This window comes from Embleya sp. NPDC050154 (assembly GCF_044460165.1).
In the GTDB taxonomy this organism is placed as follows: Bacteria; Actinomycetota; Actinomycetes; order Streptomycetales; family Streptomycetaceae; genus Embleya.
The window spans coordinates 39,761-62,810 of the sequence record NZ_JBITJP010000033.1 but is presented as its reverse complement, the minus strand read 5'-3'; the positions used below and the strand labels follow the sequence as shown (position 1 = coordinate 62,810).

19 protein-coding genes are annotated in these 23,050 nt (G+C 70.3%); 8 read left to right on the top strand and 11 right to left on the bottom strand.

Translation table 11 applies throughout. The features are described 5' to 3' along the window. Positions 1-67 precede the first annotated feature (67 nt). Complete coding sequence (locus ACIBSV_RS43795; protein WP_395873076.1) at positions 68-559, bottom strand: HIT family protein; 492 nt, start codon at positions 557-559, stop codon at positions 68-70. A 444-nt stretch (positions 560-1,003) separates the two neighbouring features. Between ACIBSV_RS43795 and ACIBSV_RS43790 the strand changes: the two genes are divergently transcribed. Then, the gene (locus tag ACIBSV_RS43790) at positions 1,004-1,717 is read left to right on the top strand and encodes an MBL fold metallo-hydrolase (protein ID WP_395873075.1); all 714 of its coding nucleotides are present in this window, start codon (positions 1,004-1,006) and stop codon (positions 1,715-1,717) included. Beyond that, positions 1,714-2,244, top strand: coding sequence for a GNAT family N-acetyltransferase (locus ACIBSV_RS43785; protein ID WP_395873074.1), 531 nt, complete (start codon positions 1,714-1,716; stop codon positions 2,242-2,244). Before ACIBSV_RS43790 ends, ACIBSV_RS43785 begins: the two co-directional genes overlap by 4 nt. Before the next feature lie 77 nt (positions 2,245-2,321). Here ACIBSV_RS43785 and ACIBSV_RS43780 read toward each other — a convergent pair whose 3' ends face one another. The 6 genes from ACIBSV_RS43780 to ACIBSV_RS43755 all read right to left on the bottom strand — a co-directional run bounded on the left by ACIBSV_RS43780 (position 2,322) and on the right by ACIBSV_RS43755 (position 9,410). Next, the gene (locus ACIBSV_RS43780) at positions 2,322-2,786 is read right to left on the bottom strand and encodes a hypothetical protein (RefSeq protein WP_395873073.1); all 465 of its coding nucleotides are present in this window, start codon (positions 2,784-2,786) and stop codon (positions 2,322-2,324) included. A 477-nt stretch (positions 2,787-3,263) separates the two neighbouring features. After that, positions 3,264-3,998 carry a hypothetical protein gene (locus tag ACIBSV_RS43775; RefSeq protein ID WP_395873072.1) on the bottom strand — a complete coding sequence of 245 codons (735 nt, stop codon included), beginning with the start codon at positions 3,996-3,998 and terminating at the stop codon, positions 3,264-3,266. Between the two features lie 912 nt (positions 3,999-4,910). After that, positions 4,911-5,528: a hypothetical protein gene (locus ACIBSV_RS43770; RefSeq protein WP_395873071.1), complete on the bottom strand. Its 618-nt coding sequence runs from the start codon at positions 5,526-5,528 to the stop codon at positions 4,911-4,913. Positions 5,529-6,159: 631 nt separating this feature from the next. Then, the gene (locus ACIBSV_RS43765) at positions 6,160-7,221 is read right to left on the bottom strand and encodes a hypothetical protein (RefSeq protein WP_395873070.1); all 1,062 of its coding nucleotides are present in this window, start codon (positions 7,219-7,221) and stop codon (positions 6,160-6,162) included. Between the two features lie 263 nt (positions 7,222-7,484). After that, entirely contained in the window at positions 7,485-7,706 is a 222-nt protein-coding gene (locus ACIBSV_RS43760) for a hypothetical protein (protein WP_395873069.1), read from the bottom strand. Positions 7,707-7,922: 216 nt separating this feature from the next. Continuing rightward, the gene (locus ACIBSV_RS43755) at positions 7,923-9,410 is read right to left on the bottom strand and encodes an NlpC/P60 family protein (RefSeq protein ID WP_395873068.1); all 1,488 of its coding nucleotides are present in this window, start codon (positions 9,408-9,410) and stop codon (positions 7,923-7,925) included. A 476-nt stretch (positions 9,411-9,886) separates the two neighbouring features. Between ACIBSV_RS43755 and ACIBSV_RS43750 the strand changes: the two genes are divergently transcribed. After that, on the top strand, positions 9,887-11,281 hold the full coding sequence (locus ACIBSV_RS43750) for a hypothetical protein (protein WP_395873067.1): 1,395 nt from the start codon (positions 9,887-9,889) through the stop codon (positions 11,279-11,281). A gap of 102 nt (positions 11,282-11,383) precedes the next feature. Then, entirely contained in the window at positions 11,384-12,679 is a 1,296-nt protein-coding gene (locus tag ACIBSV_RS43745; RefSeq protein ID WP_395873066.1) for a hypothetical protein, read from the top strand. Between the two features lie 522 nt (positions 12,680-13,201). Here ACIBSV_RS43745 and ACIBSV_RS43740 read toward each other — a convergent pair. Together ACIBSV_RS43740 and ACIBSV_RS43735 are read right to left on the bottom strand one after the other, a co-directional pair. Continuing rightward, the gene (locus ACIBSV_RS43740) at positions 13,202-14,029 is read right to left on the bottom strand and encodes an alpha/beta fold hydrolase (RefSeq protein ID WP_395873065.1); all 828 of its coding nucleotides are present in this window, start codon (positions 14,027-14,029) and stop codon (positions 13,202-13,204) included. A gap of 907 nt (positions 14,030-14,936) precedes the next feature. Continuing rightward, positions 14,937-16,259: a serine hydrolase domain-containing protein gene (locus ACIBSV_RS43735; protein WP_395873064.1), complete on the bottom strand. Its 1,323-nt coding sequence runs from the start codon at positions 16,257-16,259 to the stop codon at positions 14,937-14,939. 111 nt (positions 16,260-16,370) lie between these two features. Here ACIBSV_RS43735 and ACIBSV_RS43730 point away from each other — a divergent pair, with 111 nt between their 5' ends. Then, the gene (locus tag ACIBSV_RS43730) at positions 16,371-17,468 is read left to right on the top strand and encodes a sensor histidine kinase (protein ID WP_395873063.1); all 1,098 of its coding nucleotides are present in this window, start codon (positions 16,371-16,373) and stop codon (positions 17,466-17,468) included. Further along, positions 17,456-18,103: a response regulator gene (locus ACIBSV_RS43725; protein ID WP_395873062.1), complete on the top strand. Its 648-nt coding sequence runs from the start codon at positions 17,456-17,458 to the stop codon at positions 18,101-18,103. Before ACIBSV_RS43730 ends, ACIBSV_RS43725 begins: the two co-directional genes overlap by 13 nt. A 969-nt stretch (positions 18,104-19,072) precedes the next feature. On the opposite strand, the gene ACIBSV_RS43720 is transcribed toward ACIBSV_RS43725, so the two are convergent. Then, complete coding sequence (locus ACIBSV_RS43720) at positions 19,073-19,537, bottom strand: hypothetical protein (RefSeq protein ID WP_395873061.1); 465 nt, start codon at positions 19,535-19,537, stop codon at positions 19,073-19,075. Between the two features lie 772 nt (positions 19,538-20,309). Here ACIBSV_RS43720 and ACIBSV_RS43715 point away from each other — a divergent pair. Beyond that, the gene (locus ACIBSV_RS43715; RefSeq protein ID WP_395873060.1) at positions 20,310-20,888 is read left to right on the top strand and encodes a hypothetical protein; all 579 of its coding nucleotides are present in this window, start codon (positions 20,310-20,312) and stop codon (positions 20,886-20,888) included. A 228-nt stretch (positions 20,889-21,116) separates the two neighbouring features. On the opposite strand, the gene ACIBSV_RS43710 is transcribed toward ACIBSV_RS43715, so the two are convergent. Then, positions 21,117-22,091 (bottom strand): NAD(P)-dependent alcohol dehydrogenase, encoded by a 975-nt coding sequence (locus ACIBSV_RS43710; protein ID WP_395873059.1) that lies wholly within the window; start codon positions 22,089-22,091, stop codon positions 21,117-21,119. A gap of 401 nt (positions 22,092-22,492) precedes the next feature. On the opposite strand from ACIBSV_RS43710, the gene ACIBSV_RS43705 reads away from it, so the two are divergent. Beyond that, positions 22,493-23,026 carry a hypothetical protein gene (locus tag ACIBSV_RS43705; protein WP_395873058.1) on the top strand — a complete coding sequence of 178 codons (534 nt, stop codon included), beginning with the start codon at positions 22,493-22,495 and terminating at the stop codon, positions 23,024-23,026. Positions 23,027-23,050: the final 24 nt, after the last annotated feature.

The following is a 23,050-nucleotide window of genomic DNA, read 5'->3' as shown; positions in this document are numbered from 1 at the left end:
CTGCCGAGGCGGACACGACCTTCAGAGCCGGAACCGGACAGTACCGGCGGGATCGACCGGGAGGAGGTCAGCCGATCCGGGGGTCGTGAACGCGGCCGTGGTCCTGTCCGAGGCACTTGCGTATCGCGAGGGCCACCCGATCCATCTCCACGGTCGACACCCGCACGGCCTCGGTCGGGTGCAACAGGGTGAACACCTTGGGGCCACGCAGCTCGGGTGCCAGGTCCGCCATTCGGGGAACCATATGGAAGTGGACGTGCTCGAATCCCGGCTTCTCGGCGAACTGCGCCACGTAGGTCTTGGCGCAGCCGGTCGTCTCGTGCAGCGCCCGCGCCAGGCGGACCTGCCACAGACCCAAACCGGCGGCTTCGTCATCGGTCAGGTTCGCGATCGAGGTCACATGCCGCCGGGGGACCAGGACCAACCAACCCGGCAGACTCGTGCCGACCGAATGCGCCACCCTCCACAGCACGTCGGAGGCAATCCGTTCGCGAGGCGGGAGGGTGTCGTACGAGGCGTCCTGCCGGCAGGAGTAGCAGTCCTCGGAGGGTGTCGTCATGTCCGCGAGCCTAGGCCCCGCGCGAAACTCATTCGTTACGTCTCCCCGCCCCATGACCATGCCAACCAACCGACGCGGCGACGCTGAACGAGCCACATGATCCGCCGGGCAGGACCCAGCGGCTCGCCGGCCGGACTACGGCTCCGGTGGTCACCACCCCGCGCACCCACGGTTCCGGGGAGCCCCGGAAAGAATCGCGCCCTTCTTCCGAACCATCGACAGCGAGCCGGCGGGACGGCGCAGAGCACACGGACACCCCACCCGCATGCGTTCCGCCACGGACACAGCTCGCGGCCGACGCGCGATCCGAGGGGCAATCCGGATGGCGTGTAACGTCACGTCAGGACGGACGTCGCCTGATACGGCACTGGGTGAAGTACTTCACCGTGCACATCGGCGTCTTGGGTACCGACCGATCGTCGTCGAGCCACAGTGCCTCCTCCCATGCACCTTCGCGGGCGCCGCGATTCCCCGTTCGACCGTGCCGACACGTGCCGGAGCCGCCCACGGACGAGCCCCCGACGGCCCGGTGGGATCAACTGTGGCGGCCCGCAGACCCGGTGGGGAGAACAACGGCGTCCCGCCTCGGCCTGGGCGTGCATCCCCGCACCGACCTGCGTAAACGGCCCACGAATGGGACGGGTTCATGCGGCCGCGATCAACGAGCAGTGCCGGCCGGTCGCCATGACGGGCAACGCGTCACGCTCGAACGCCACGGCCCGCCCCCCTCCTGAGCCCGGAGCTCGTATCCACACACTGCGCACCATGACCGACGCCAGGCACGCCATTGAGCAGGTGCGGAGGACCGGACGCCCGGTCGTCGCGATCCTGCTTAGCCATTCCCACCCCGATCACGTCGGCGGCGCGGAGGAGTTCCACAACGCCTCCCGCAGGCACCCATCTACGCCTCTGTCGCGACCCGACCATTCCTGTCGGCGACCAAGCGTACGGCGCGCGGCCCAGCAACTTCACCGCTTCGTGCGAGGAGATCGCGACCGCCCACGCCCGCTACGCGCCCGCGTCGATGATGGACGTCACCGTCGAGGTCCGGTCTTGCTCGGCGCGGCGCAGCGCAGCGGGTGCATGGCTTCGGGTTCATCGTTTCGGGTTCATGGCTTCGGCTCCGATCCGCCGACGCTGTCTAGACTTCCGCCGTGAACGACACCACTCATGGCATACGGATCCGACCGGGCAGCCTGGCCGACGCACCAGCCGTGCTGGACATGCTCGACGCCGCAGTGGCCTGGATGAACGAGCGCGGCAACACCGAGCAGTGGGGCACGACACCGTACTCTCAGAAACCCGGCGGGGTGGCGCGGGTCGAGCGGTACATGACCGACCACGACCCGCACATCGCGGAGTTGGACGGGGTACTCGTCGGCGCCCTGGTGTTGGACACGGGGCCCAACCCCTTGGTGCCGATCGCGCCGGCCGAGGAACCCGAGCGCTACGTCCGGCTACTGGTCTCCGACCGACGGCACGCCGGCCACGGCATCGGGTCGACGCTGTTGGCCCATGCCGCGGACGAGACCCGGCGGGCCGGCGTGAAGCTGCTGCGGGTCGACTGCTGGGCGGGCGGCGAGGGCGAACTGGTCGCGTACTACGAGCGCAACGGTTTCACCCCCACCGATCGCTTCATGTCCGACGCATGGCCCGGACAGGTGCTCGCCCGGCGAGTCGACTGACAGCACGCGGAGGTTCGCCGACACGACCACGTGGAGGAAGTCGCAGCTCCGTCTCCGCCGGGCTCGCCTGGTGCGGCTCAGGGGGCCAGCGCGACATGACAGTAGGGCGTCTTGTACGCGGACGTGTCGAAGCACCTGACGGTGTCGCTGCTCGAGATCTTCGTCCACATTCCCCGGATGTGGTACGTCTGCGCGCCACCGTAGAAGGACACGTGATATCCGGTGTCGGGAAAGGTGAAGGCATCGACATCCTTCTTGTCCCATAGCCACCCGCCCACCGATTTGCCGGGGTTCAGATCCTGCTGCTGACAGCTCACGGTGCGTTGCCCACCGGGGAAGTTCCATACGTTGCACCGATGGTCCCCGCCGGTGTCCAGCTTGAGGGTGTAACGCATCTTGTCGCTCGCCGTGTCGTTCACCGCTCGACCACAAGGCGCCCACGTGCACCCGGAGGCGCTGGCCGGGCCGCCCGTGAAGACGACTCCGCCGAAGGCCATCGCCATAACCGCGACACCGCCCGCAAGCTTCCTTCGCCGACTCATCTACTCCTCGCATCTCTCACACCGTTCAGCGGGTGGTGTGCTCCCCCGACCACATCGTGTGATCTGCACACCCAACGTCTCCGGCTGCGGCGGCGGGAGGCAATACCGTCGTCGTCCCGCTCCGGGGACGGGACACTCACAAGGCTCCTGATCTGCTGTTCCGCCGCGGAGATGGGACACCTGTGGGACGTGGCCCCGAGGACTCCGATGGCGACGCCGACTTGCGATTTCCGACTGCCGACCGTGGAGCCGGCCGCCGCGTGTACGCCCACGGGCCTCGCCATCCGCGACGTCGAACGGTTCACCGCAGGTGTGGCCTGCGCCGCGTGGGCGATGACCGACGCCACCGGTCGCCGCACGGACCACCCGCCGAGTCACCAAGGTGCTCTTCGGTCGAGTGGGGCGGCGGGCACGGAGCCTGCCCGGGCGGGTGCACCCACCCGGTCCGTCGCCACGCCCGCCGTCGCCGCCGGTCGGTCACAGGCGGGCGGTGGCCTTGGGAACAAGCCGCGGCAACAGGTCGGCTGCCCAGCCGCGTTGGGGGTAGCCGTCCGGCGTGGACAGGTGGCCCAGAGGGGTGATCCGGATGATGAACTCGTCCTTGCGGAACTGCACGCCGCCCTGCGCGCTGTAGCCGGCATCCGCGCCTGCCGAGGGCGGCAGTTCCCGGTAGTCGGCGAGCCGGCGCGGGCCCGAGGCGGTGAAGTCCCAGTCGTGGGTCATCTCGGCGCCGGTGGCGATCGACACGATGTCCACGGTCAGGCTGATCGTGCTGTACGCGTCGATCACCCGAGGCGTGTCCAGCGTGAGTTTGCAGGTCGTGCTGCGCAGCGCGGGCCCCTTGCTCTTGAGGAATCCGCGGGCGTCGGCCGTGCCGACGACTTCGACGCCGCGCACATCGGGAAAGACCTCCCGGACGTCGGTGGCGGTGACGATGTCGCACGCGTCCGGCCACGTCGTCGGGTCGTCGGGCCGAGCCGTGAACCTGCCGTCCTTCCCGGGCGCGGGCGGCGCCGAGGGCCGAACGTCGGCCGTGCGAACCGACTTCGCGCTCGCCGTCGGCTTACGGCCCGTGGTGTCGATCGACGGCAACGGTGGCATCGGCTGTTGCTCCGCGGCCGCGGGTGGTCCCGCTCCGGCGGGGTCCTGGAACGCCTTGCGATCGTGTCCGCCGCCCCCGTCCGTGCCGTTGATCAACAAGGCGGCGACCACGGTCGATACGATGCCCGCCGCGACCAGCGCGACCCATCTGACCGGACCACCCGCAAACGCGCCGGAGCGCTCCCTGGCACCGACCTCCCCCGGCCCGGCCGGAGGCGGAAAGGGCGGGAACGTCGGAGTGGGCGGAGCCGCGGGAGGCGGCGAGGCGTGTGCGGGTCGGGGCGGGTCGGGTACGTCGCGCCGGGCTTCGGACACACTGAACTCCAGGAAATCACGGACTCGTTCGGCACCGGGCACCATTCGCCACCCTGTACGCGAACGGTCCCGGCCACGGCACGCTAGGCGCCCGGCCACACACTCGGCATCCAACGAGCGCAGGAGAACCGGGTAAACCCTGGCGGTATGCGGGCGCGATCGGTCCGAATGCGCCGGGTTCGGGCGGATCCCGGTATGCGTGTCGCGTCGCGGTATGTGCGGTGTGCCGTTCCGTGCGTGCGCGTACGAGGCGACGCCGGCAGCAGGGGCCCGGGGGAGGTTCTCTTTCGGGTGGGCCGCGTACGGTCGCGTGGTGGCGGTCGTTCACCGTCTCGGGTGCGACGCGGCTCGGTGGGCTCGGGGTGCGGGTGCGCGTGCGGCTGCGGTTGCGGTTGCGGTTGCGGTTGCGGTTGCGGTTGCGGTTGCGGTTGCGGTTGCGGTTGCGGTTGCGGGTACAGCGTGGGTCGGGCCGGGGGCGTGGGTCCGTGGAAGTCGTATTCGCTGCGGAGGTCGAGGCTGAGCAGTGGTGCTTCCGGCGCCGGTTCGGTGGTCCTGGTCGCGGGAGACGGCCCTGTTGTTTCGCCGATGGGCAGGTGAAATGTTCACCGATGGGCTGGTGAAGCCCAACCGCCGCCGGAGAGCACGTTCTCCGGCGGCGGTTGGGGAGGTTGACTCAGGTTGGTCGAATTGCTCCGGTCGAGCCCGGGGCTACTTGGAGACCTTGTTGTGCTTGAAGTCGTAGCGCCAGAACCTGGACGCGGTGCTGGTACCGACCTTCACGCGGGTCTCGACCTGGCAGGTGAGGGTGCCGTTGATGCCGCCGAACAGACGCAGGTGGCCGCGTTGTTCGTAGACGTCGAATCGGTAGTCCTTGTAGGCGGCGCCGCCGCGCAGGACGTAGTGGCCCTTCTTGCCCTTCAGGGGCAGGGTGGCGCTGATGGTGTCGGTCCAGGTCTTGGTGACGTCGAAGCCGACGGTGGCGCTGATGCCCTCGTGGCTGACGCCCAGGGTGCCGCCGACCTTGTTGGCGAGGGAGACGCTCTTGTCGAGCTTGACCGCGATGGGAGCCCAACTCGAGGCGGACCAGTTCGGTTCGTCGGGCCAGACGGTGTGGGTGCCGATGAATTTCGGGTTCTTGGCCTCGCGCTTGCCGGCGCAGGGCTTTCCGTCCGCTGCGGGCTTCTTGGCGGACGTGCTCGAGGACGCCTTGCGGGACGACGAGGAGGAAGAGGATGAGGCGTCGGCTGCGGTGAAGAGTCCGGCGAGGACGATCAACGTCAGTGCCAGGACCAGCGTAAGACGCAGGTGCGTTGTGCGGGTCGCCATGATAATTCTCCAGGATGGAGGCGCGGCGATGTCGTGACGTCGCCGTCGCCGTCGTGGGGATCGGATGTCGCCCGGCCGGGGCTGTCGACGGTGCGGCGCGGGGCCTGTCCCGTTCTCGGGATGTGAGGCCGGCCGTCGACGCCGTCCGAGCCGAGATTTCCCGTCCGTCGCGGCTGCGACAAGGGCTGTGGGCGTGTGGGACAGTCCGGCTCTGTCCGGCCTGGTCGGAGGCCCTGTCCGAGGGTGGGGACGTACGTCACGCCGGTGTCCGAGTCGGTGTCGGTCGGCGAGTTCGTGGTGTTGCGCCGCCTCGACGGGATATCAGGCATCCGGGACGCCGCGCCGTGTGGTTCGTGTTGCGCCGGGGTGGGCGCCTCGGCCGCGCCGACGCTCACGGAGGTGGGTTCGGTCCCGTGGCGACGACGGTGCGGGTCGGTGTGCGATGGCCGTGCCGCTCGTTCACGTGCCGGCGGGGTGACAGGGGCGTACCGGAGACGATGTTCGGCGAATGCCCATGCTCGTTCCGGGGCATGACAAAGCGCCTCGCCGGGTCGACGTCGGGCCGTGGTGGGCGTTGTTTCGCCGGGTGGCCGGGTGGGGCTTGTGTGCGCAAATCGGGTTTGAGCGCCCGCTACAGGCAGTCGTTGGTCACGTCGTGGCAGGTCTCCTCCGGGAAGGGGTCGGCCGGTTCGGTCCTGTACGGCGGCCAGGTGAAGGCGGGTTGCTGCGAGGTGGCCCGGGGCCAGGGCGGGGGCGTGTACTCGTCCCGGCGGGGCACCGTGATCGTGGTGCGCGGTGCGGGCGGGGCCGGTGGCGTGCTCTTGGGTGCGCCGGCCGCAGGTGGGGTGCTGTTCGCCGACGGCCGGGACGCGGGTGTGTCGTCCGCGACGGGACTCACGGCGGCGATCGGGGTATCCACCGTGGTGGGCTCAGCGCTGTGCGGACGGGGCGAGTTCGCGGGGGCCGATCCCGGCGGCGTCGGGCGGGCGTCGTCGGAGTCGCGCAGGATACCGATCCCGGTCGTTCCCGCGGCGAGCAGCAGCACGGTGGCCACGGTCACGGTGAGCCGACGGCGCCGCGAGATACCCGACAGGATCCGCCGCTTCGACGACCGGCGCGAGCCCGTGGGCGCGTCCTCGGCGGGCGGCGTGTCGGCAATCGGGGACGGGGCGTCGTCCTCGGCCGGAGTGTGCGGGAGTTCGTCGCCTTCGTGTGCCTGGCCCGTATCGGAGACCGGGATGCCGCCGCCGTCGTTGCCTTCGGCGCCGGGGCCGGGGCCGGGGGCCGGGGTGTCGCTTCCTTCGGTGGCGGGGCCGGGAGCAAGGGTCGGCGCGGTCTGGTCGTCGTCCGGGGGCTTTGTGTCCGTCGGTGCGGCCGGTTCGTCGTCGTGCGCGGGGTCGTCGTCGGGATCGGCTGCGGACTCCTGCCGGTCGGGGTCCATTCCCGACACGACGAGGCCTTCGAGGTCGACAGCCAGGCGCTTGCGCGCCAGTGTCCACTTCTCGACCGTGGCGGCGTCGCCGCCGCAGGCGCGTACGAACACCGCGAGGAGTTCCTCGCGCGGCAAATCCTGGCGGTTCAGTACGCCGGCGAGCGTTGCCCTGGGCAGGCTCGCCCCGAACCCCTGGGCTCTTCGCTCCAGCGCTCGGTAACTCAGGTTCGTCCATTGCCGTAACTGCCGCATCGCGGTCACGAACTCTGCTGGCGTGCGCGCCGAGTCCGGACCCGGTTGGGTATTCGTCACCGTGGTCGACCGTCCCTGTCCCCCGTGGCGGCCCGTTCACGGACCGAAACAGCGGTCATTCTCATGAACGGACGGCGGGCGGACAAGTCCTTCTCGACATCTGTCACGGCTTGTCCCGGTGCATGACACTGCCGGTCCGCGAGGCAGGAGCCTCGCGGACCGGCAGTGGAAGTGCCTTCGGAGTGAATCGTTCGGGATGTGGCCGGGCACCATCATCGATGAAGTCGGCCCCGGCCCGGCCGGGCCGCACACACGCGCATCCGTCGGTCACCGGTTAAGTGCACGACAATCGCACCGATCTGCAGGAGCACGAACTCGACGGCCGCTGCCGGGGCCGGCCACGGCGCGACGCCGGTCGCCGGCGGCAGCGGTACGCGCTCCGCCCAAGCCATCATCAGGCGGAGCAGATCGCGGCTGCGGATCACCTCGAGCACGCCCGCGTCTTGAAGCTGCCGTCCGTGGCGATCGCGTTCGGACCGTGACCTGCGGTCCTCCCTCTCGGGAGGATGACTCGCCGCCGCTGCGAAGAGCACTTCGACGTTCGCGCCGCCGGGCTCCCTCAGGTCTGTTCGGTGCCGCGGCGCGGTTGCATCGGTTGTCGAAGGGTGCGCCGGTCGGGCCAGGGGGTGTGACACGCGACGTGGGAGTTGTCAGCGACGGGCAGCGGTGATGTGGCGGTACGCGACGACCCGGGACGCCGAGGCGAGGGTGGCGACGGTGACGGTTTTACCATTGCCGGGGGAATGAACGACCTTTCCGTTCCCGATGTACAGCTGCACGTGGCCGCCGCCGTTGGTGATCACCAGGTCGCCGGGGACGAGAGCCCGGCGGGTGGTCGAGGTACCAGATCGGGCCATGTCCCAGGTGGTGCGCGGGAGTTGCACCCCTGCTGCGGCCCAGGCTCGCATCACCAGGCCCGAGCAGTCGAACGCGCCGGGGCCCGTCGCGCCCCACCGGTACGGCTTGCCGACCTGGGCCTTGGCGTAGGCCACAGCAGCGTCCGCGCCGGACGCGTGCGCGGCCGGACCGGGCTTGCGGGGGTCGGTGGTACCACGCGTGTCGGGGACTGAGGCCTGGGAGACGTCGGCATCGCCGGCGGTGTCGACGTCGGCCTTCGTCGCGGCCGGTGTTGTCGTCGCGGTGGGTTCCGTGGACGTGTGCGCCGTGGACCTGAGCGCCGTGGATCCAGGCACGCGCAGGGTGGCGCCGGCGTAGATGAGGGTGGAGTTGCCGAGTCCATTCGACGCCTGGAGCGCCGCCACCGTCGTGTTGTGGTCCACGGCCAATTGCCAGAGCGTGTCGCCCCACCGCAGGACGACCTCCCGCTCGGCCGCCGGCTCGACGGGTTCGGCTGCGGGGGTCGGCTCAGTCGCGGAGGCGGGGCCCGTCGGGTCGGGTTCGCCCGCCGCGATGCCGGGGGCGGTCGCGGAATTGGCGGGGGTGTCCGGGGCCGGCGGCTTCGCGGTCGGGGTGGACGCGTCGGCGCCCGGGGTGCCGTTCGCGGGCTTGCCGTTCGCGGGCTTGCCGTCCTGCGGAGCGGCGGTGTTCGTGGGGGCCGCCGTCGTCGGTGCGGCAGTGGTCGTCGGTGCCGTGGCGGCGGGCTCGGACGGCGTGTGGGGCGCGTCCGTGTCTTCCGAGGTCGGTACGTCCACGACGAGGTCGGGCGACGCGGCGGGTTCGCTCGCGCTCGGCCTGGGCGACACGAGCGCGAATACGCCGATGACGAGCGCGCACAGCAGTACCACCAGCAGGCCGCCGCGCTTGCGGGCCGCAGCCCGCCAGGCGTCCCTCGCGGGCGCCGTCGAGTGCCTGCGCCGCCCGCCGGCGATGGTCCTCGTACGGCCCGGGGCGGGCGACGCGTCGGCGATGGCCGTTCCCGCCGGCGGGGTGTCGGTCTTCGCGCGGTCGGCCGATCGCGACTCGCCCCGTCCCGCCGCGGATTGAGGCGTCGAGCCGGCGGCGGGACGACGCGCGGGTCGGACCCGGCCCACCGCGACGGTGCGCTCCGAAGCCGGGATCTGCCCGGCCCCCGTACCCCGCACGGACGTCGTGGCCGTCGTGGCCGCCCGCTCCGAACGGCCCGCAGGCGCGTCGCCCGCCCCGTCCCGGGCCGGAACGCGCCGCATTTGTTGTGTCATGACGACCTCCCTCGTCGGCCGCCCTCGCGGCTCGCAGGGAACGCTCGCTGTCTCGGCGATGTCCGGCCAGAGCATTCGCCGTCCGAGACAGTCCGGACTCGTCCGACGCCCGACGGCCGGCCCTTCCGCAGGCCGGCCGGCGGAGCGTCGCGACGCCGACCGACGCGACGCTCGTACGCCCGCCCAGGAATCAACCCCTGCGCGCCCGACCCGAAGCAACGTGAGTCACGGCCGCCCTGCGGCCGGCGCCGGCGCGCGTCGACACCCCCGGTGGACGTATGCCGTGTCCATGGAGCGCAAAGGCGCCTTCGAGAACCGGAGCCGTCGTCCGACCCGCGAAAGCGACCTCAGGAAAGCCCGCTGACCTGCGCGGACGACTCCGGACAGTCCCGGACGCCCCAATCCCTGGCCGGACGATGCGACCGGCGGGGAGGCTCGGCCGTGTTCGAGCCGACCAGTGACGAGGAGAAACTCCCGTGACACGACGACTGTTCGCAGCCGGTCCCGGAAGGCACCGCAGGGACACGCCACAACACCGGTTGCTGCGGCCCGTCGGCCTGCTGCTGGGCGCAGCCGCGCTCGGCGTACCGGCGCTCGCCTTCGCCGGACCCGCGGCCGCTTCCGAACGCGGACGCCCCGCGACCTACGGCATCGCCCCCCGCGAAACCACCGCACCCGAGCCTGCGGCTCCATCACGCAACACCCGCCCCGACACCAAGGCGACACCGCGGACCGATACCTCCTCCACCCGAGACCCCGAGGCGCCGGAGAGCGTTCCCGCGTGTTCATGCCCCGGCGACCGGCACCCGCCCGAGAAGCCCACCGACCGGCCCGACGCGAAGCCCCCGGCCGTGGACGGGTCGGATGCCCCCACCAACGACGAGAGCTGCGGCGGGGGTTCGACCGAGACGGCAGACGGCTCGAACGCATCGAACAAGACCGACGGCACGGAATCCCAGGACCCAAAATCCCAGGCTTCGGAACCTGGGGACACCGAAGTTCAGGACACGGAACCCAAGGACACGGAACCCGAAGACAAGGCGCCTGAGCCTGCGGCGACCGACCAAGCGGCGGACGACCCCGGCTCCGAGGAGTCGGGCAACGAGCAGGCCGAACCGGACACGACATCCACCCCGGCCCCGAAGAACGAGCCCGAGAACGACGGGGGCGGCACGCAGCCCGACGCTCCCCAGACCCCGACGAACGCCGACGCCGGCGGATCCGACACCGGGGCACCCGAAGCCGAGACGTCGAACGACTGCGCATGCCCCAAGGGTTCGAACGACACCCAGACGCCTCCCGATCCGGACGACAAGCCGGAGGCCCAGACCCCCAAGCAGGCCGACTGCTCGACGAACCCGGCGGACCCGGCGGACCCGACCAACGAAACCGACACGAAAGACACCGCTACCACCACCGACTCGACGGACTCGACGGGTTCAACCGGTTCGACGGGTTCGACGGGTTCGACCGAGCCGCCGGAGACCGACGCCCCCACCGACGCGACGAAGCCCGGCGACTCGCAGACCCGGCCCGACCGCACCTGCTCCCCCGCACCCGCCCGCGCAAAGGCCACCCCTCAACCGGACGCAAAGAAGGGCAAGGCCTCGAAGCCCAAGACCTCGAAGGCCAAGAACCCGAAGAGCAAGACACCGAAGAGCAAGACACCGAAGGCCAAGGCTCCGAAGGCCAAGACTCCGACCAAGCGTTCGCCCCACAAGAACAAGCCCCGATGCACGGAATTCGACCCCGCCAAGCCCGGACAGGTCGAACCGCACGCACCCGCCGACGACACCCTCGTCGCGTCCCGACCCCTCACGTCACGGCCGACGACGTCCAACATCGTCCAGACGGACCGCGTCGGCGCCTGACGCGAGACACCGAAGACCTCACCTCCGAACGCGACGCCCGTCGCGGCGACACCGCCGAACAACGAATGAACGGGCGAGCGTACGACCGAACAAGGAGCACACGTGAAAATCCCCCTCCGACTCTCCCGATCCACCGTCATCGCCACGATCGTCGGCGGCCTCACTCTCGCCGCCGGCATCACGGTCACCACCCCCGCCGACACATCCCGGACCCGATCCGCCCCCTCCCCCGCCTCCGCCTCCGACCCCGACGCCCCCTCGAACGACGGCCGGGGCCTGGCCGTCACCACCGATGCCGTCGAACTCGCCGCATCCACCTCCGCCTTCACCACCACCCCGGCCAAGACCGCACCGGCGCTCCCCGCCGTACGCAACCTCAAAACCAAGCCCGGCAACCAGACGGTGCAACTGTCCTGGTCCAAGGTCACCGGCGCCGACGACTACCGCGTCTACGCCGCCGCCGGATGCGACCTTCTCGGCCCGGACAAGGCCAAGTACCGCCGCGTCAAAGACAACCTCAAGACCAAGACGACCTGGACCCACACCAAGGTCACCGAGACCTGCATGAACTACTTCGTCGTCGCCGTACGCGACGGCCGCGAGGGCGCCCGCCCCGCGTTCGGCACCCGGGCCACCGCCGCCCAACCCAACCGCAACCACGACGAGGCGGTCCGGAAGTACTTCAAGTCCACCCCCTCCCCCGGCGACCGGGTCGCCCGCACCTCGGTCGCACCCGGCATCGACCGGGGCATGGTGATCACCCGCGCCTTCATCCGCAACAAGGACACCCTCAGCGACACCATCGGCGACCACCGCTCCTGGAGCAGCCTGCCGGTCGTGCCCGCCAAGGCCACCATCGCGTGGAACACCGGGACCGGCGAAGTCGCCGTGTACGTCCACAGATCCTGCGCCGTCGGCATCTCCCGGCCCGGCGGCGCCGCGGAGACGCTGTGCCGTAACGCGCTCCCAATCGCGTTCGTCGCCGATGCCGCCTCCGTGGGCGACGCCTCCAAGGACGAACGCAACCTGTTCTCCGTGTCCAAGACCGCCGACGGCGGCCTCAGCATCGGCATGTCCGCGGCGAACTCCTGGAACGACAAGGTCTGCGTCCCATCCGAGTTCGGGCCAAGCACCTGCTTCTCCCTCGGACGCATCAACGCCCGAGCGACCCTGACCCCCACCGGCAAGACCTTCTCCGCCAAACTCACCGGAGACCTCTTCCCGGCCTGGGAGTTCGTCCGCTATCCCACCACCGCTCCCGCCGCGCCCCTGGGACTGGGCCTGGTCCTGGGAACCCGCGACCAGACCCAGCCCCGCGACCTCACCAGCGGCAAGTCCTCCACCTGCACCACACCCGCCAAGGAAACCGAGACCTTCCCCAACCCCATGTCCTGCTGACCCACCTCCATCCACGGCCGCATCTGCACCTCTACCGCACCCACACCCCGCACCCGCACCGACATCCACGTCGCATCGGCACCGGCATTGGCATCGACACCGGCATCGCTTTCGACACCGACACCGGCATCGACGTCGCCGCCACCGCCGCCGCGTGGAGGTCGGTGCGGGTCGAGGCGATCGTCGGTGCCCGGCCCGTACCCGTCTCCTTCGTCGGCACCGCAGGCGAACCGCTGCGCGAGCCCGTCCGACGGGTCGAACGTCCGACAGATCGAGCCGATGGCGTGCCCGGCGTGCGACGACACCCAGTGCCTCGGGGGTGTTCGCCCGTTCGACAATCCGGCTTGTCGGCGCGCCCCTCCCGAACCCACGGCCTGCCGTTTCGGGAAGGTCGACACCCTGCACACGCCTGTCCGGATCGCGCGGCAGCGGGGCGACCCGGACACGGCACGGGCCCGGTTGAGGGGGGCGGCCGAGACCTGCACGCGAAGGGTTTGCGAGGCCCTACCCAGCCGGGCCGTGTCAGCTCTTGAGGAACTGGACGAGGTCCCTGTTGAACTTCTCCTTGTCGCCCGGGACGAGGGCGATGCCGTGGGAACCGCCTTCGTAGACCTTGAGGGTGGCGTTCGGGATGATCCTTGCGCTCTTGCGGCCGGTGGCGTCGATGGGCACCACCTGGTCGTCGTCGCCATGCACGATGAGCGTGGGAACGTCGAACTTCTCGAGGTCCGCGTGGAAGTCCGTGTAGGCGAAGGCGTCGACACACGCGACGCCGCCCTGGATGGTCTCGGCCATGGCCATGTACCAGAACGCGTCCTTGTTGCCCTGGGTGACCTTGTTGCCGTCGCGGTTCGCGGAGAAGAACCCGACCGCGGTGTCCTTCCAGAACTGCGAGCGCTCGGTGAGGATGCCGCTCTTGATGTCGTCGAAGACGGACTGGGGTACGCCCTCCGGATTGTCGGGGCCCTGGAGCATGAGTGGCGTGATCGCGGAGAGCAGGACCGCCGACTCGACCCGCTGTGTGCCGTGGCGCCCGATGTATCGGGCGAGTTCGCCGCCACCCATCGAGTGCGCCACGAGTGTGATGTCCCGCAGGTCCAATCGGGTGATCAGGTCGTTCAGGTCGTCGGCGAAGGTATCGAAGTCGTAGCCGTCGAACACCGGTGTCGAGCGACCGTGACCTCGCCGGTCATGCGCGATGCCGCGAAATCCGGCGTCGGCGACGGCCTTCATCTGGTCCTGCCAAGCGTCGCCGTTCAGTGGCCAGCCGTGAATGAAGACGACCGGACGACCGCTGCCCCAGTCCTTGTAGAAGATCTCGACACCGTCGCGAGTGGTCACCGTGGGCATGCTGGAATCCTTCCGGGGTCGGCTTCGAAGCGGGCACCGCGCCCACCTCGGCGAGCGGATATCACACGACGAGGCCGGACAAACATCGCCCGACACGGCTCCTGGGCGTCTACGACGATCGCCGCCACCCGGGCACGCCCCGATCGGGTCCCGTGGCTCGGTTCCGCCGAAGAGGCACAGGTCGAGCGTCTCTCGGCACCGCGCACACGCGGTCGGCATCTGCGACGGTGCGCACAGCGAGCCATACGGCCACGGCAGGGTCGTGAGTTGCCGCGAATGGAACGCCGGCGGCCCCTGCCCCAGCCGCGGCCGCGGTCCACAGGTGAGCGGCAACCGGCCGAGGAATCGATGACGCACCAACCGCCACGGCCAAGGCGGCGGCGTCCCCCGGTCCACACGCAGACGCGGGTGGACGGCAGCACAGCGGAGGTCCGGAACCTCGGTGACCAGCACTCCCTCGCCAAGGTCGTCAACTGCGGTCGGTCCACGGCACGCTGGAGACGAATCAGTGCGCTGCCGGGCTCGACACCAACGCCATGCTCGCCATGCTCTCCGGGGCGGCAGAGTCCACTCCTGGATGGGCGGCGGACACGCCGGACCGGGCACATTCAAACTCCCGGTGACTGGACGGCCGAGGTCATGAAGGTCGGCGAACTCCGGTACCGCGCGGAGATCCTCGGCGGTGAGGGCGCGGTGTAGGCACCGCGGGCCGGATCCGCGCCGCCGTCCGTTGCGGCCGCTCGATCCCGCATGTGGCGGGGAGCCACGGCCGCGGTGCCCGGTCGACCCGCGGGTGCGCTGGGTCGCAGGACGGTGACGACCCGGACGCAGGCGCCGGCCCGTCCCGGGCCGCCGCATCTGCCGTCTTCAGACCTGGTCACCGATCTCCAGACCCCTTGTGCGGCTGCTACCGAGGTGGCCGGAGCGCGTCGGTGACGACCTTGTCGGCGGCGCGTTGTTGGGAGAGCAATTCGGGCTTGCTTCCGTCGAGGGCGAAGTTCATGGAGACCACTGCTCTTCGTCGGCCGTCTTCGGTGACGCCGAGGATCACGATGGATCCCGAGTCGCCGCCGTCGTGGCCCCAGTAGCGATCACCGCCGGGCAGAGGTCGGGAGACCAGCCCGAGGCCGTACCGGCCGTCGGGCCAGATCTCTTCGATCTCGGAGCTGACCGGCCGGGTGGTCTTCATCGCGGTCAGTTCGGCGGGGCGCAGGAGACGTCCACCGAGGAGTGCCCGGAAGAAGGTGTCGAGATCGCGGGTGGTGGAGACGATGCCGCCGGCCGGGTACGAGGGGATCTGGGAGGTGACGTCGACGAGTTCGCCGTCGAAGCGCTGGTATTGCTTGGCGTGTGGCAGCCGGATGTCCGGCGAGGTCCCGGGCCAGTAGGTGTGTCGCATGCCCAGCGGCCGGAAGATGCGGCGTTCGAACTCGCGGTCCCACGGCTGTCCGGTGATGCGTTCGATGAGCAGTTCGGCGATCATGTAGCCGGTGTTGGAGTAGGCCCAACCTTCGCCGGGGTCGAAGAGTTGCGGCAGGGCGACCCCGTTTGCCACCAAGTCCTTTGTGGAGAAACGCTGGTGGCGCACCTGCAGGTACTCCGCCTTGGAATTCCACGTCGGGAGGGCGTCCTGCAGACCTGAGGTGTGTTGGAGCAGTTGGCGGATCGTGATCGGTCGGCCGGCCACGATCCCGGGCAGCCAACGTTCGACCGGGTCGTCGAGTCCAAGGCGTCCCTCGCCGACGAGTTGGAGGACCACGGTGGCGGTGAAGGACTTGGACGTGCTGGCGATCCGGAACGCGCCGTCGGCGGGGATCGCGCGTCCGGTACGCACATCGGCGACGCCGACGCGAGCGGCGCAGGTGGCGTAGCCGGTCGTCGCCCTCGCCTGAACAGCGGGGATTCCCAGGGCCGAGACTGCCTCGGTGTTGCGGCGCAGCTTCGGGTAGTCGGGCATGTCGAAGGTGCCGGCGGGGTTCTGCGCTCCCGTGCTCCCGATCGCCGCGCTGCCGATGGCTGCGATTCCGGCGGCTACATTGCCGGCGGTTACCTTGCCGGCAGCTACGTTGCCTGCGTCTGCGTTTCCGACGGATGCGTTGCCGGCCGCGGTCGGAGAGCACGGTGGCGTCGCCGCCGCGCCCAGGGTGGGCGTAGCGATCAGGACGGCGGTTGCGGTGGCGCCCAGGACCAGCGTCAATGTCAGCGGTGCGGCGCGAAGGTGGCGTTTCATGCCTGGAAAATTAGGCGCGGCCGGGGCCGTCGCCGATACGGCCGGCTGGAGGTATTGCGGTACAGCCTGCTGTAGTGCCGGGGCCGTACCCCGGTAGCGATACTGACCTGCATGTATGGAGCGAACGCGTGGCGCGCCTGCGCATACCTGCTCGGCAACCTGGTCGCCGCGGTCGGTGGTCTCTTCTTCCTCCCGCGTCCGGGGTCGGCGGGCAACTGGGCGGACCGTCGGCGGTCCGCCGCGCGGCGTTGGCTCGGCGTACCGGGCGAATCGTCTCCGATCACGCGCCGCCGGCTGGCGCTCAACGCGTTGACAGGCGTTCCGACGGGCCTCCTGGTACTGCTCGTCATCGGCAACTTCGTCGTCGGCGTGATCGGCACGACCGCCTGGTGGGCGTTTTCGCCCGAGAACCGCCCGCGGTTGTGGATCGACGTGCCGATCGACGGCTGGGGTGACGCGCTGTTGCTCGGCGTCCTTCAGGTCGCCGCCCTCAGCGCTGTGGCGTGCCTCGTGCTGCCGCCGCTCGCGCGTGCGCAGAATCGTCTCCTCGCGCCGTCCAAGGCGGAGCGGTTGGCGCTTCGCGCGGCCACGCTGACCCGGACCCGCGCCGACGTCCTCGACGCGCACGGCGCGGAACTGCGCAGGATCGAGCGCGACTTGCACGATGGCGCCCAAGGTAGGCTCGTCGCGATGACGATGCATCTCGACCTGGCGCGCCAGGCGGTGCGCGAGGAACCGGGCACGGCCGAGGCACTGATCGAACGCGCACACGCGAGCGCCGAGGCCACTCTGGCCGAACTCCGCGAGGTGGTTCGTACGATCTACCCGCCGATCCTCGCCGACCGCGGGCTGCCCGGTGCGTTGTCCGCGGTCGTCGCGCGTTCGGGTGTGCCTGCCCGGCTCGACATGGACGAGTTGGGTGACATACCCGCCGCGGTCGAGACCGTCGCCTACTTCACGGTCGTCGAGGCGCTGACCAATGCGGCCAAGCACAGTCGGGCCTCCGCCGCCACGGTCGCCGTCGAACGCGATGACGGCCGGCTGCGGATCCGGGTCACCGACGACGGGACGGGCGGTGCCGACGAGGCACGGGGTACCGGGCTGGCGGGCATACGCCGGCGCGCGTTGGCGCTCGACGGCGAGGTCACGGTGGACAGCCCGGTCGGCGGCCCGACGGCCATCACGGTGGAGCTGCCGTGCGGCTGGTGATCGCCGAGGACAACGTGCTCCTCGCGGAGGGTCTGCAACTCATACTCGCCAAACACGGCTTCGAGGTCGCCCGGGTCGTCGAGACCGCCGACGACCTGCTCGCGGCGGTGGAGGAGCACGATCCGCAGGCGGCCATCGTCGACGTACGTCTGCCGCCGTCGTTCCGCGACGAGGGACTCCAGGCGGCGATCGCACTACGGCGACGCCGGACGGACTTCCCCATCTTGGTGTTGTCGCAGTACATCGAGCAGACGTACGCGACCGAACTGCTGTCCACCGGCCACCACGGCGTCGGCTACCTGTTGAAGGATCGGGTCGGCCGGGTCGCCGAGTTCGTCGACGCCCTGCGCAAGGTCGCGGCGGGAGGGTTGGCCCTCGACGCCGAGGTCATCGCGCAGGTCGTCCGCCGCCGGGACGATCCGCTGGCGGCGCTGACCACACGTGAGCGGGAGGTCCTGGGTCTGGTCGCCGAGGGCCTCGACAACACGACCATCGCTGCGCGTCTGCGGGTGTCGGACAACGCGGTGCACAAACACATCGGCAACATCTTCGCCAAGCTGGGCCTGGCCGCCTCCGACGCCGGCCACCGCCGAGTACTCGCCGTCCTCACCTACCTGGACGCATCGCCGCACTGAGCGAGCGCTGCGTACGGCCGTCCCCCTCTGGCGGGCCGAGGCCGTCGAAGCCGCCGCCTTTGATCCGCAACGCCGAGCGCCGGGACGTCCGTTGACCCGGCCGGAGCCTCCCACCGCCCGACGTGATCGCGAATGTCGCGTACTCCTCCCCCCGCGATCCGGACCCATCTGCGCAAACGCGGCATCCGGCACCATTCCCAAACCGACGCACAGGCAGGCAGCCCCACCACTCGACCGCGGGAATGCCGCGAGTTCGTCCTCGAACGGGTCGGGCCCGGATGGAGAGCCTCGACGACGCCGTCGGTTCGGCCTGCCCGCTCCCCGACACGTTTGTCGGGGGCCCGTACGGCGAGCGTGTCCGCCGACATGTCCTGTCGGGCGGCGATGACCTCTGGGAACCCGACACATATGTCGGGTGGTTCAGTACGCGTGTGTGTCGGCCGACATGGCGGCGCCGGCCCGTGGCGGGTGGGACGACATGTCGTGTCGGGCTCGGTGGTGTCGGTGTCCGGAACCCGACACGCGCGTGTCCGGCAACCCGACACGTGCGTCCGGGAATCCGTACGGCGAGCATGTCGGCCGACACGCCACCGTCGCCCCTTGTCGGGCGTTGCCCCTCCACGCGCCGATGGCGGCCTGCCGGTGTCGGCTGTCCCGCTGTCCGGCTGTCCGGCTGTCCGGCGCAGCCGACACCGATCCGCGGCCGACCTCGGACGGCCGCGCAGGACGCCATCGCACCGCCTGCGCGCAGGGCTCGGACAGAGAGTCGGGAAGGTCTGCGTCCCGGACGATCTCGGACGTCCGCGAGTGAGGGCGGTTACGCGCTGCTACGGCCCGTGTACGAAGTTGCCATGCGGGTGGCGCGAGCCGGCGCGCTTCGTCGGGGCCGGAGACGCCATGCTGCCTGGAGCCCGACCTGCGCGGATTCCGTGGCCTACCGGCTGACGGAGGGCCCGAACGTTGTGGTGTCTATGGGGTGGTGCGTGGGGCGAGTTGGGAGACGCGTTCGTGGGGGAGGCGCAGGGCGGTACCGGCGTCGCGGGCCGTCCAGCCCTGGTCGGTGAGCGTACGGGCGGCGTGGCGGGCGGCGTCGCGGACGGCCTGTTCGGCAAAGGCGAGGGCGATTCGGGCCTCCTGGAGGTCCATGAGGGCGGCGGCGGCGTCGGGGTCGGCGGGTTTGACGGGTGCGAGGAACGTTGCCGGCTCGGCCTCGAGAACGTCGGCGACACGCGCGTGTGTATCGATCTCCGCGTCGTGCCAGGTGGCGGCTCGGACCCGGACGGCGTGGCCGTCGGGCAGACCGTCGACAAGGACGACCCACGATGAGCCGTCGCGGGTGGCGGTGGCGGGATAGCTCGGGATCACGCCGGTGAGGTCGTCGGAGTCGGAGTCGGGGTCGATGTCGGGCTGCTCGAAAACCGCGTCAAAGGACATGGGGCGACGGTAGGTCACGGAGGTCTCATATCTGTGCGGGTTTGCCGACTTCTATCCGCATGAGGCGACCGAACAATTCCTGCGGTGGGCGCAGCGTCGTCCACCGCGCCCGAGGGTCGCTCGACAACCTCTACGACGCGCTCGGTCTCCCCGGCGTCTTCTACACCGAATAGGCCGCCCACCCGCCGCAACGCACCTTCGAGGACACGCCGGACAGGTTCCGCGCGCCGGCCCCACACACGCGGAGCATCGGCGGGCGGTCCGGCCGCTACGCGGTCAGTTGTTTCGGGGGTACGACTGCTCCCTCGAAACTGGCGACAGCCCGAACGCCACGCGATTTCCTACGGTGACTTCGGCCAAATTCCCGCAGGCGGGCGCGAAGCGGCTCGCTCGCCAGACCTTCCGAGCCCGGGCCGCCCGCAGTTGCCGATGCCGATGCCGATGGCGATCGACTTGGGCAGATGGCCTCTCGTGATCGAGCCCAACGCGGCATGTCGGCGCCGGCGAAGGCAAAGGCCGTCTCGGCTTCGATCGCCGCCCGTCACCGTAAATGGCCTTGCCCTCAAGGTAGTTCGTCGGTTTTGTGGTGGCGGGCCGGGGCGGGTTCTACCGTGGTGGTGTGGCCGCTGATCCGGTGACACCTTCGACTCCGCCAGGGCGGCGACTCCGGTACGACGCGTGGCGGGCTCGATGGCGGGCTCGGCCGCGTTTGCCCGTCCCGTCGTCGCCCGAGGTCGGGTGGGACCCGCCCGGAGACTGGATTCGGGTCGCGGTGGTCGTCCGCAGGCTGGTGCTGTTGGGGGCGGCCGCCGCAGCGTTTGCCGTGTCGCGGCTCGTCGAGCCGAATCCGTGGAACCTGGACTTGCTGGAGCGCGGATTCCTGTCCAGCGAGATCGTCCCGGCCGCGATCGGCTGGTGCCTGATCGCCGCCGAGGTGGCAGCGACCGCCCGCGGCTTGCTGATCCGCGTCTGTGCTTTGGCATTCGTGGTGCTGACCGCGGTGTCGGGAGTTGTGCTCGCCGCCGTGGCGGCCTTCATCACGCCCCTCTTTGCCGGCCCCGATTCCACCGAAAAGGTCGTGGCGGTGTCGCCGGACGGCCGAACCCGGGCGGTGCGGGTGGACTACGAGGAAACCGCCCATCGCGACCGCGCATACGGCCTGATACTTCGCGTAGACGTGGGTCTGAACCGGAGCACGTGGATCCTGGACAGGTGCGACAAGGCGCAGGGCGAGATCGCGAATGTACGCTTCCTCGGCAACCGCACCCTGGAGTACACCCCGCCACAGGGCCCGCCGGTGCGGGTCCACTTCGACCGGAACGCGAAGGCCGACCGCCAGTGGTGCCCGTGAGACCCGTGCGGGGCGCGTTCCTTCCGGCGGGCGCCCACGAAGCCAGCGGGCTCGGCCGAACAGGCCGGTGAAGGCAACCGCCCCGGCGTACGGGCACTCGGAGCGAAGGTTCTCTCGTCCACAAGCCGGGACCGCGAATCGGAACCGGGACCGGACCCGCCGCGCTGTCACCGGGCGATCCGCCACAGGATGGCATATCACCCGAAGTCGGGGTGAATCGCACCAGGGTCACATGGTGATGACGACCTTCGCGCGGGCGTGTTCCACCTCGAGGTGTCGGATGGCTTCGGGGGCTTCGTCGAACGCGTAGGTCCGGTCGATGGCCGAGGTGATCTTGCCCGAACCGGTGAGTTCCGCCAGCGCCTCCAGGTTCTCCCGGCCGGCCTTCGCGGTCAGGACCAGCACCTTTTGGCGTGCGAGGCGCGACACCACCTGTCCCTTGACGATCAGGCCCATCGGGCCGACCAGGCTTCCGCCCTCGGACATCCCGCCGCCGGAGAGTACGAGGGCCCCCTCCGCGGTCAACACGCTTCGCATGTCCTTCAGGGTTCGATTTCCCACCAGGTCGAACACAACGTCGTACCGCGCGTCGGCCTTCGCGAAGTCCGCTCGGGTGTAGTCGACCACATGGTCCGCGCCGAGCGACCCGACCAGATCCACGTTCCGGGTGCTGCACACACCCGTCACTTCCGCGCCGAACACCTTGGCCATCTGGACCGCGAAGGTGCCCACGCCACCGGACGCGCCGTTGATCAGGACCTTGTGCCCCGGTTGCACTCGGGCCGCATCCCTCAGGCCCATCAGCGCGGTGTTCGCCGCCAGCGGCAGCGCGGACGCCTGCTCGAAGGTCACGTTCGACGGCATCCGCGCCACCAGGTCCTCCGGCGCCGCGACGTACTCCGCGAACGCGCCCTCCACCTCGCCGAGCACCTCGTCGCCGGGAGCGAACCGCTTCACGTTCTCGCCGACCGCCTCGACCACACCCGCGAAGTCCGTACCCCGGATGCGCATCTTCGGCCTGGTCAGTCCGAACACCAGCCGTGCGAGGTACGGGTCACCCCGCATGACGTGCCAGTCGCGCGCGTTGACCGACGCCGCCCGGACCCGGACCAGGACCTCGTGGCCGGCGATCGTCGGCTTGCCCACCTCCTCGACCCGCAACACGTCGGGTGAGCCGTATCGGTCCTGGACGATCGCCTGCATCGGATCTCCGTCCCGCGCGGGTGGATGCCGAACGACTCGCCCGGCACGACACGACGCTAGAGGAGCGAAGTCCGCACAGCCATCGGGGACTTTCCCTAGTGGATCGGCCCGGCAGGCGCGGGGATTGCTCCGCCGTGAGGTCATCGGGTCGCGGTCGTTCGTTCCCACCCACCCCCCGGCGACCCGGGTCGTCCCTGGCGTGGCTGGGCGAGCCGCCGGGCGCATGGGCCCGGTTGTGCGCGAGGCGCGACCCGCCGGGTCGGAGTGGTCATAACAGCGGACACCCGTGTCGCCGTTTACCCGGGTGAATCGCCTCTCGGCTGATGTGACGGCGTTTTCGGCCGGTGCGCGGCACGCCGAGACGTACTCGCATTCGAACACATGTGCGTACGATTGGTCGTGTGGTCGAGGAACTGAAGGACGCGCCTTTGGCGAAGAGCATCACCGCGATGCGCCGCGCGCGCGACGCGGAGGCGAAGGCGCCTGTGCGGATCAAGATCGCCCGCCCTCGGGTCAGGACGGTCCGGCGGCACTCCTGGACACGCGGGACCGGTGTTCGCGCGGTCGTCGTGCCGAGGCGGACGCCGCTCGCGGAGGCCGCTTGGTCTGTCGTGGACATCGCGTGGCGGGAACGCACGCTGCCGACTCTCCTCGACGACGCCGGACTGCCCTTCTACCGCCGGCACCAGGTCCTCTACGACTATCCGGACGTCGCGGCCCGCGTCGTCCGGATGCAGCTCGCCGCCGACCTCGAGGCCCTGCGCCAGGGGTACGCCACGGCGAGGGTGTGGTGCCGGGACGCGGGACTGCCGCCGCATGCCACCGAGGAGCTCCTCGCCTTGTACGCCACGCTCGGCACCACCCAGCACGAGATCATCGACCGCGCGGAGGCCCTCCTCCGGGAGCGGAGCCGCGGCGAGCACCAAGATCGGTGATCAGGCGGGACGGGCGGCCGCGCG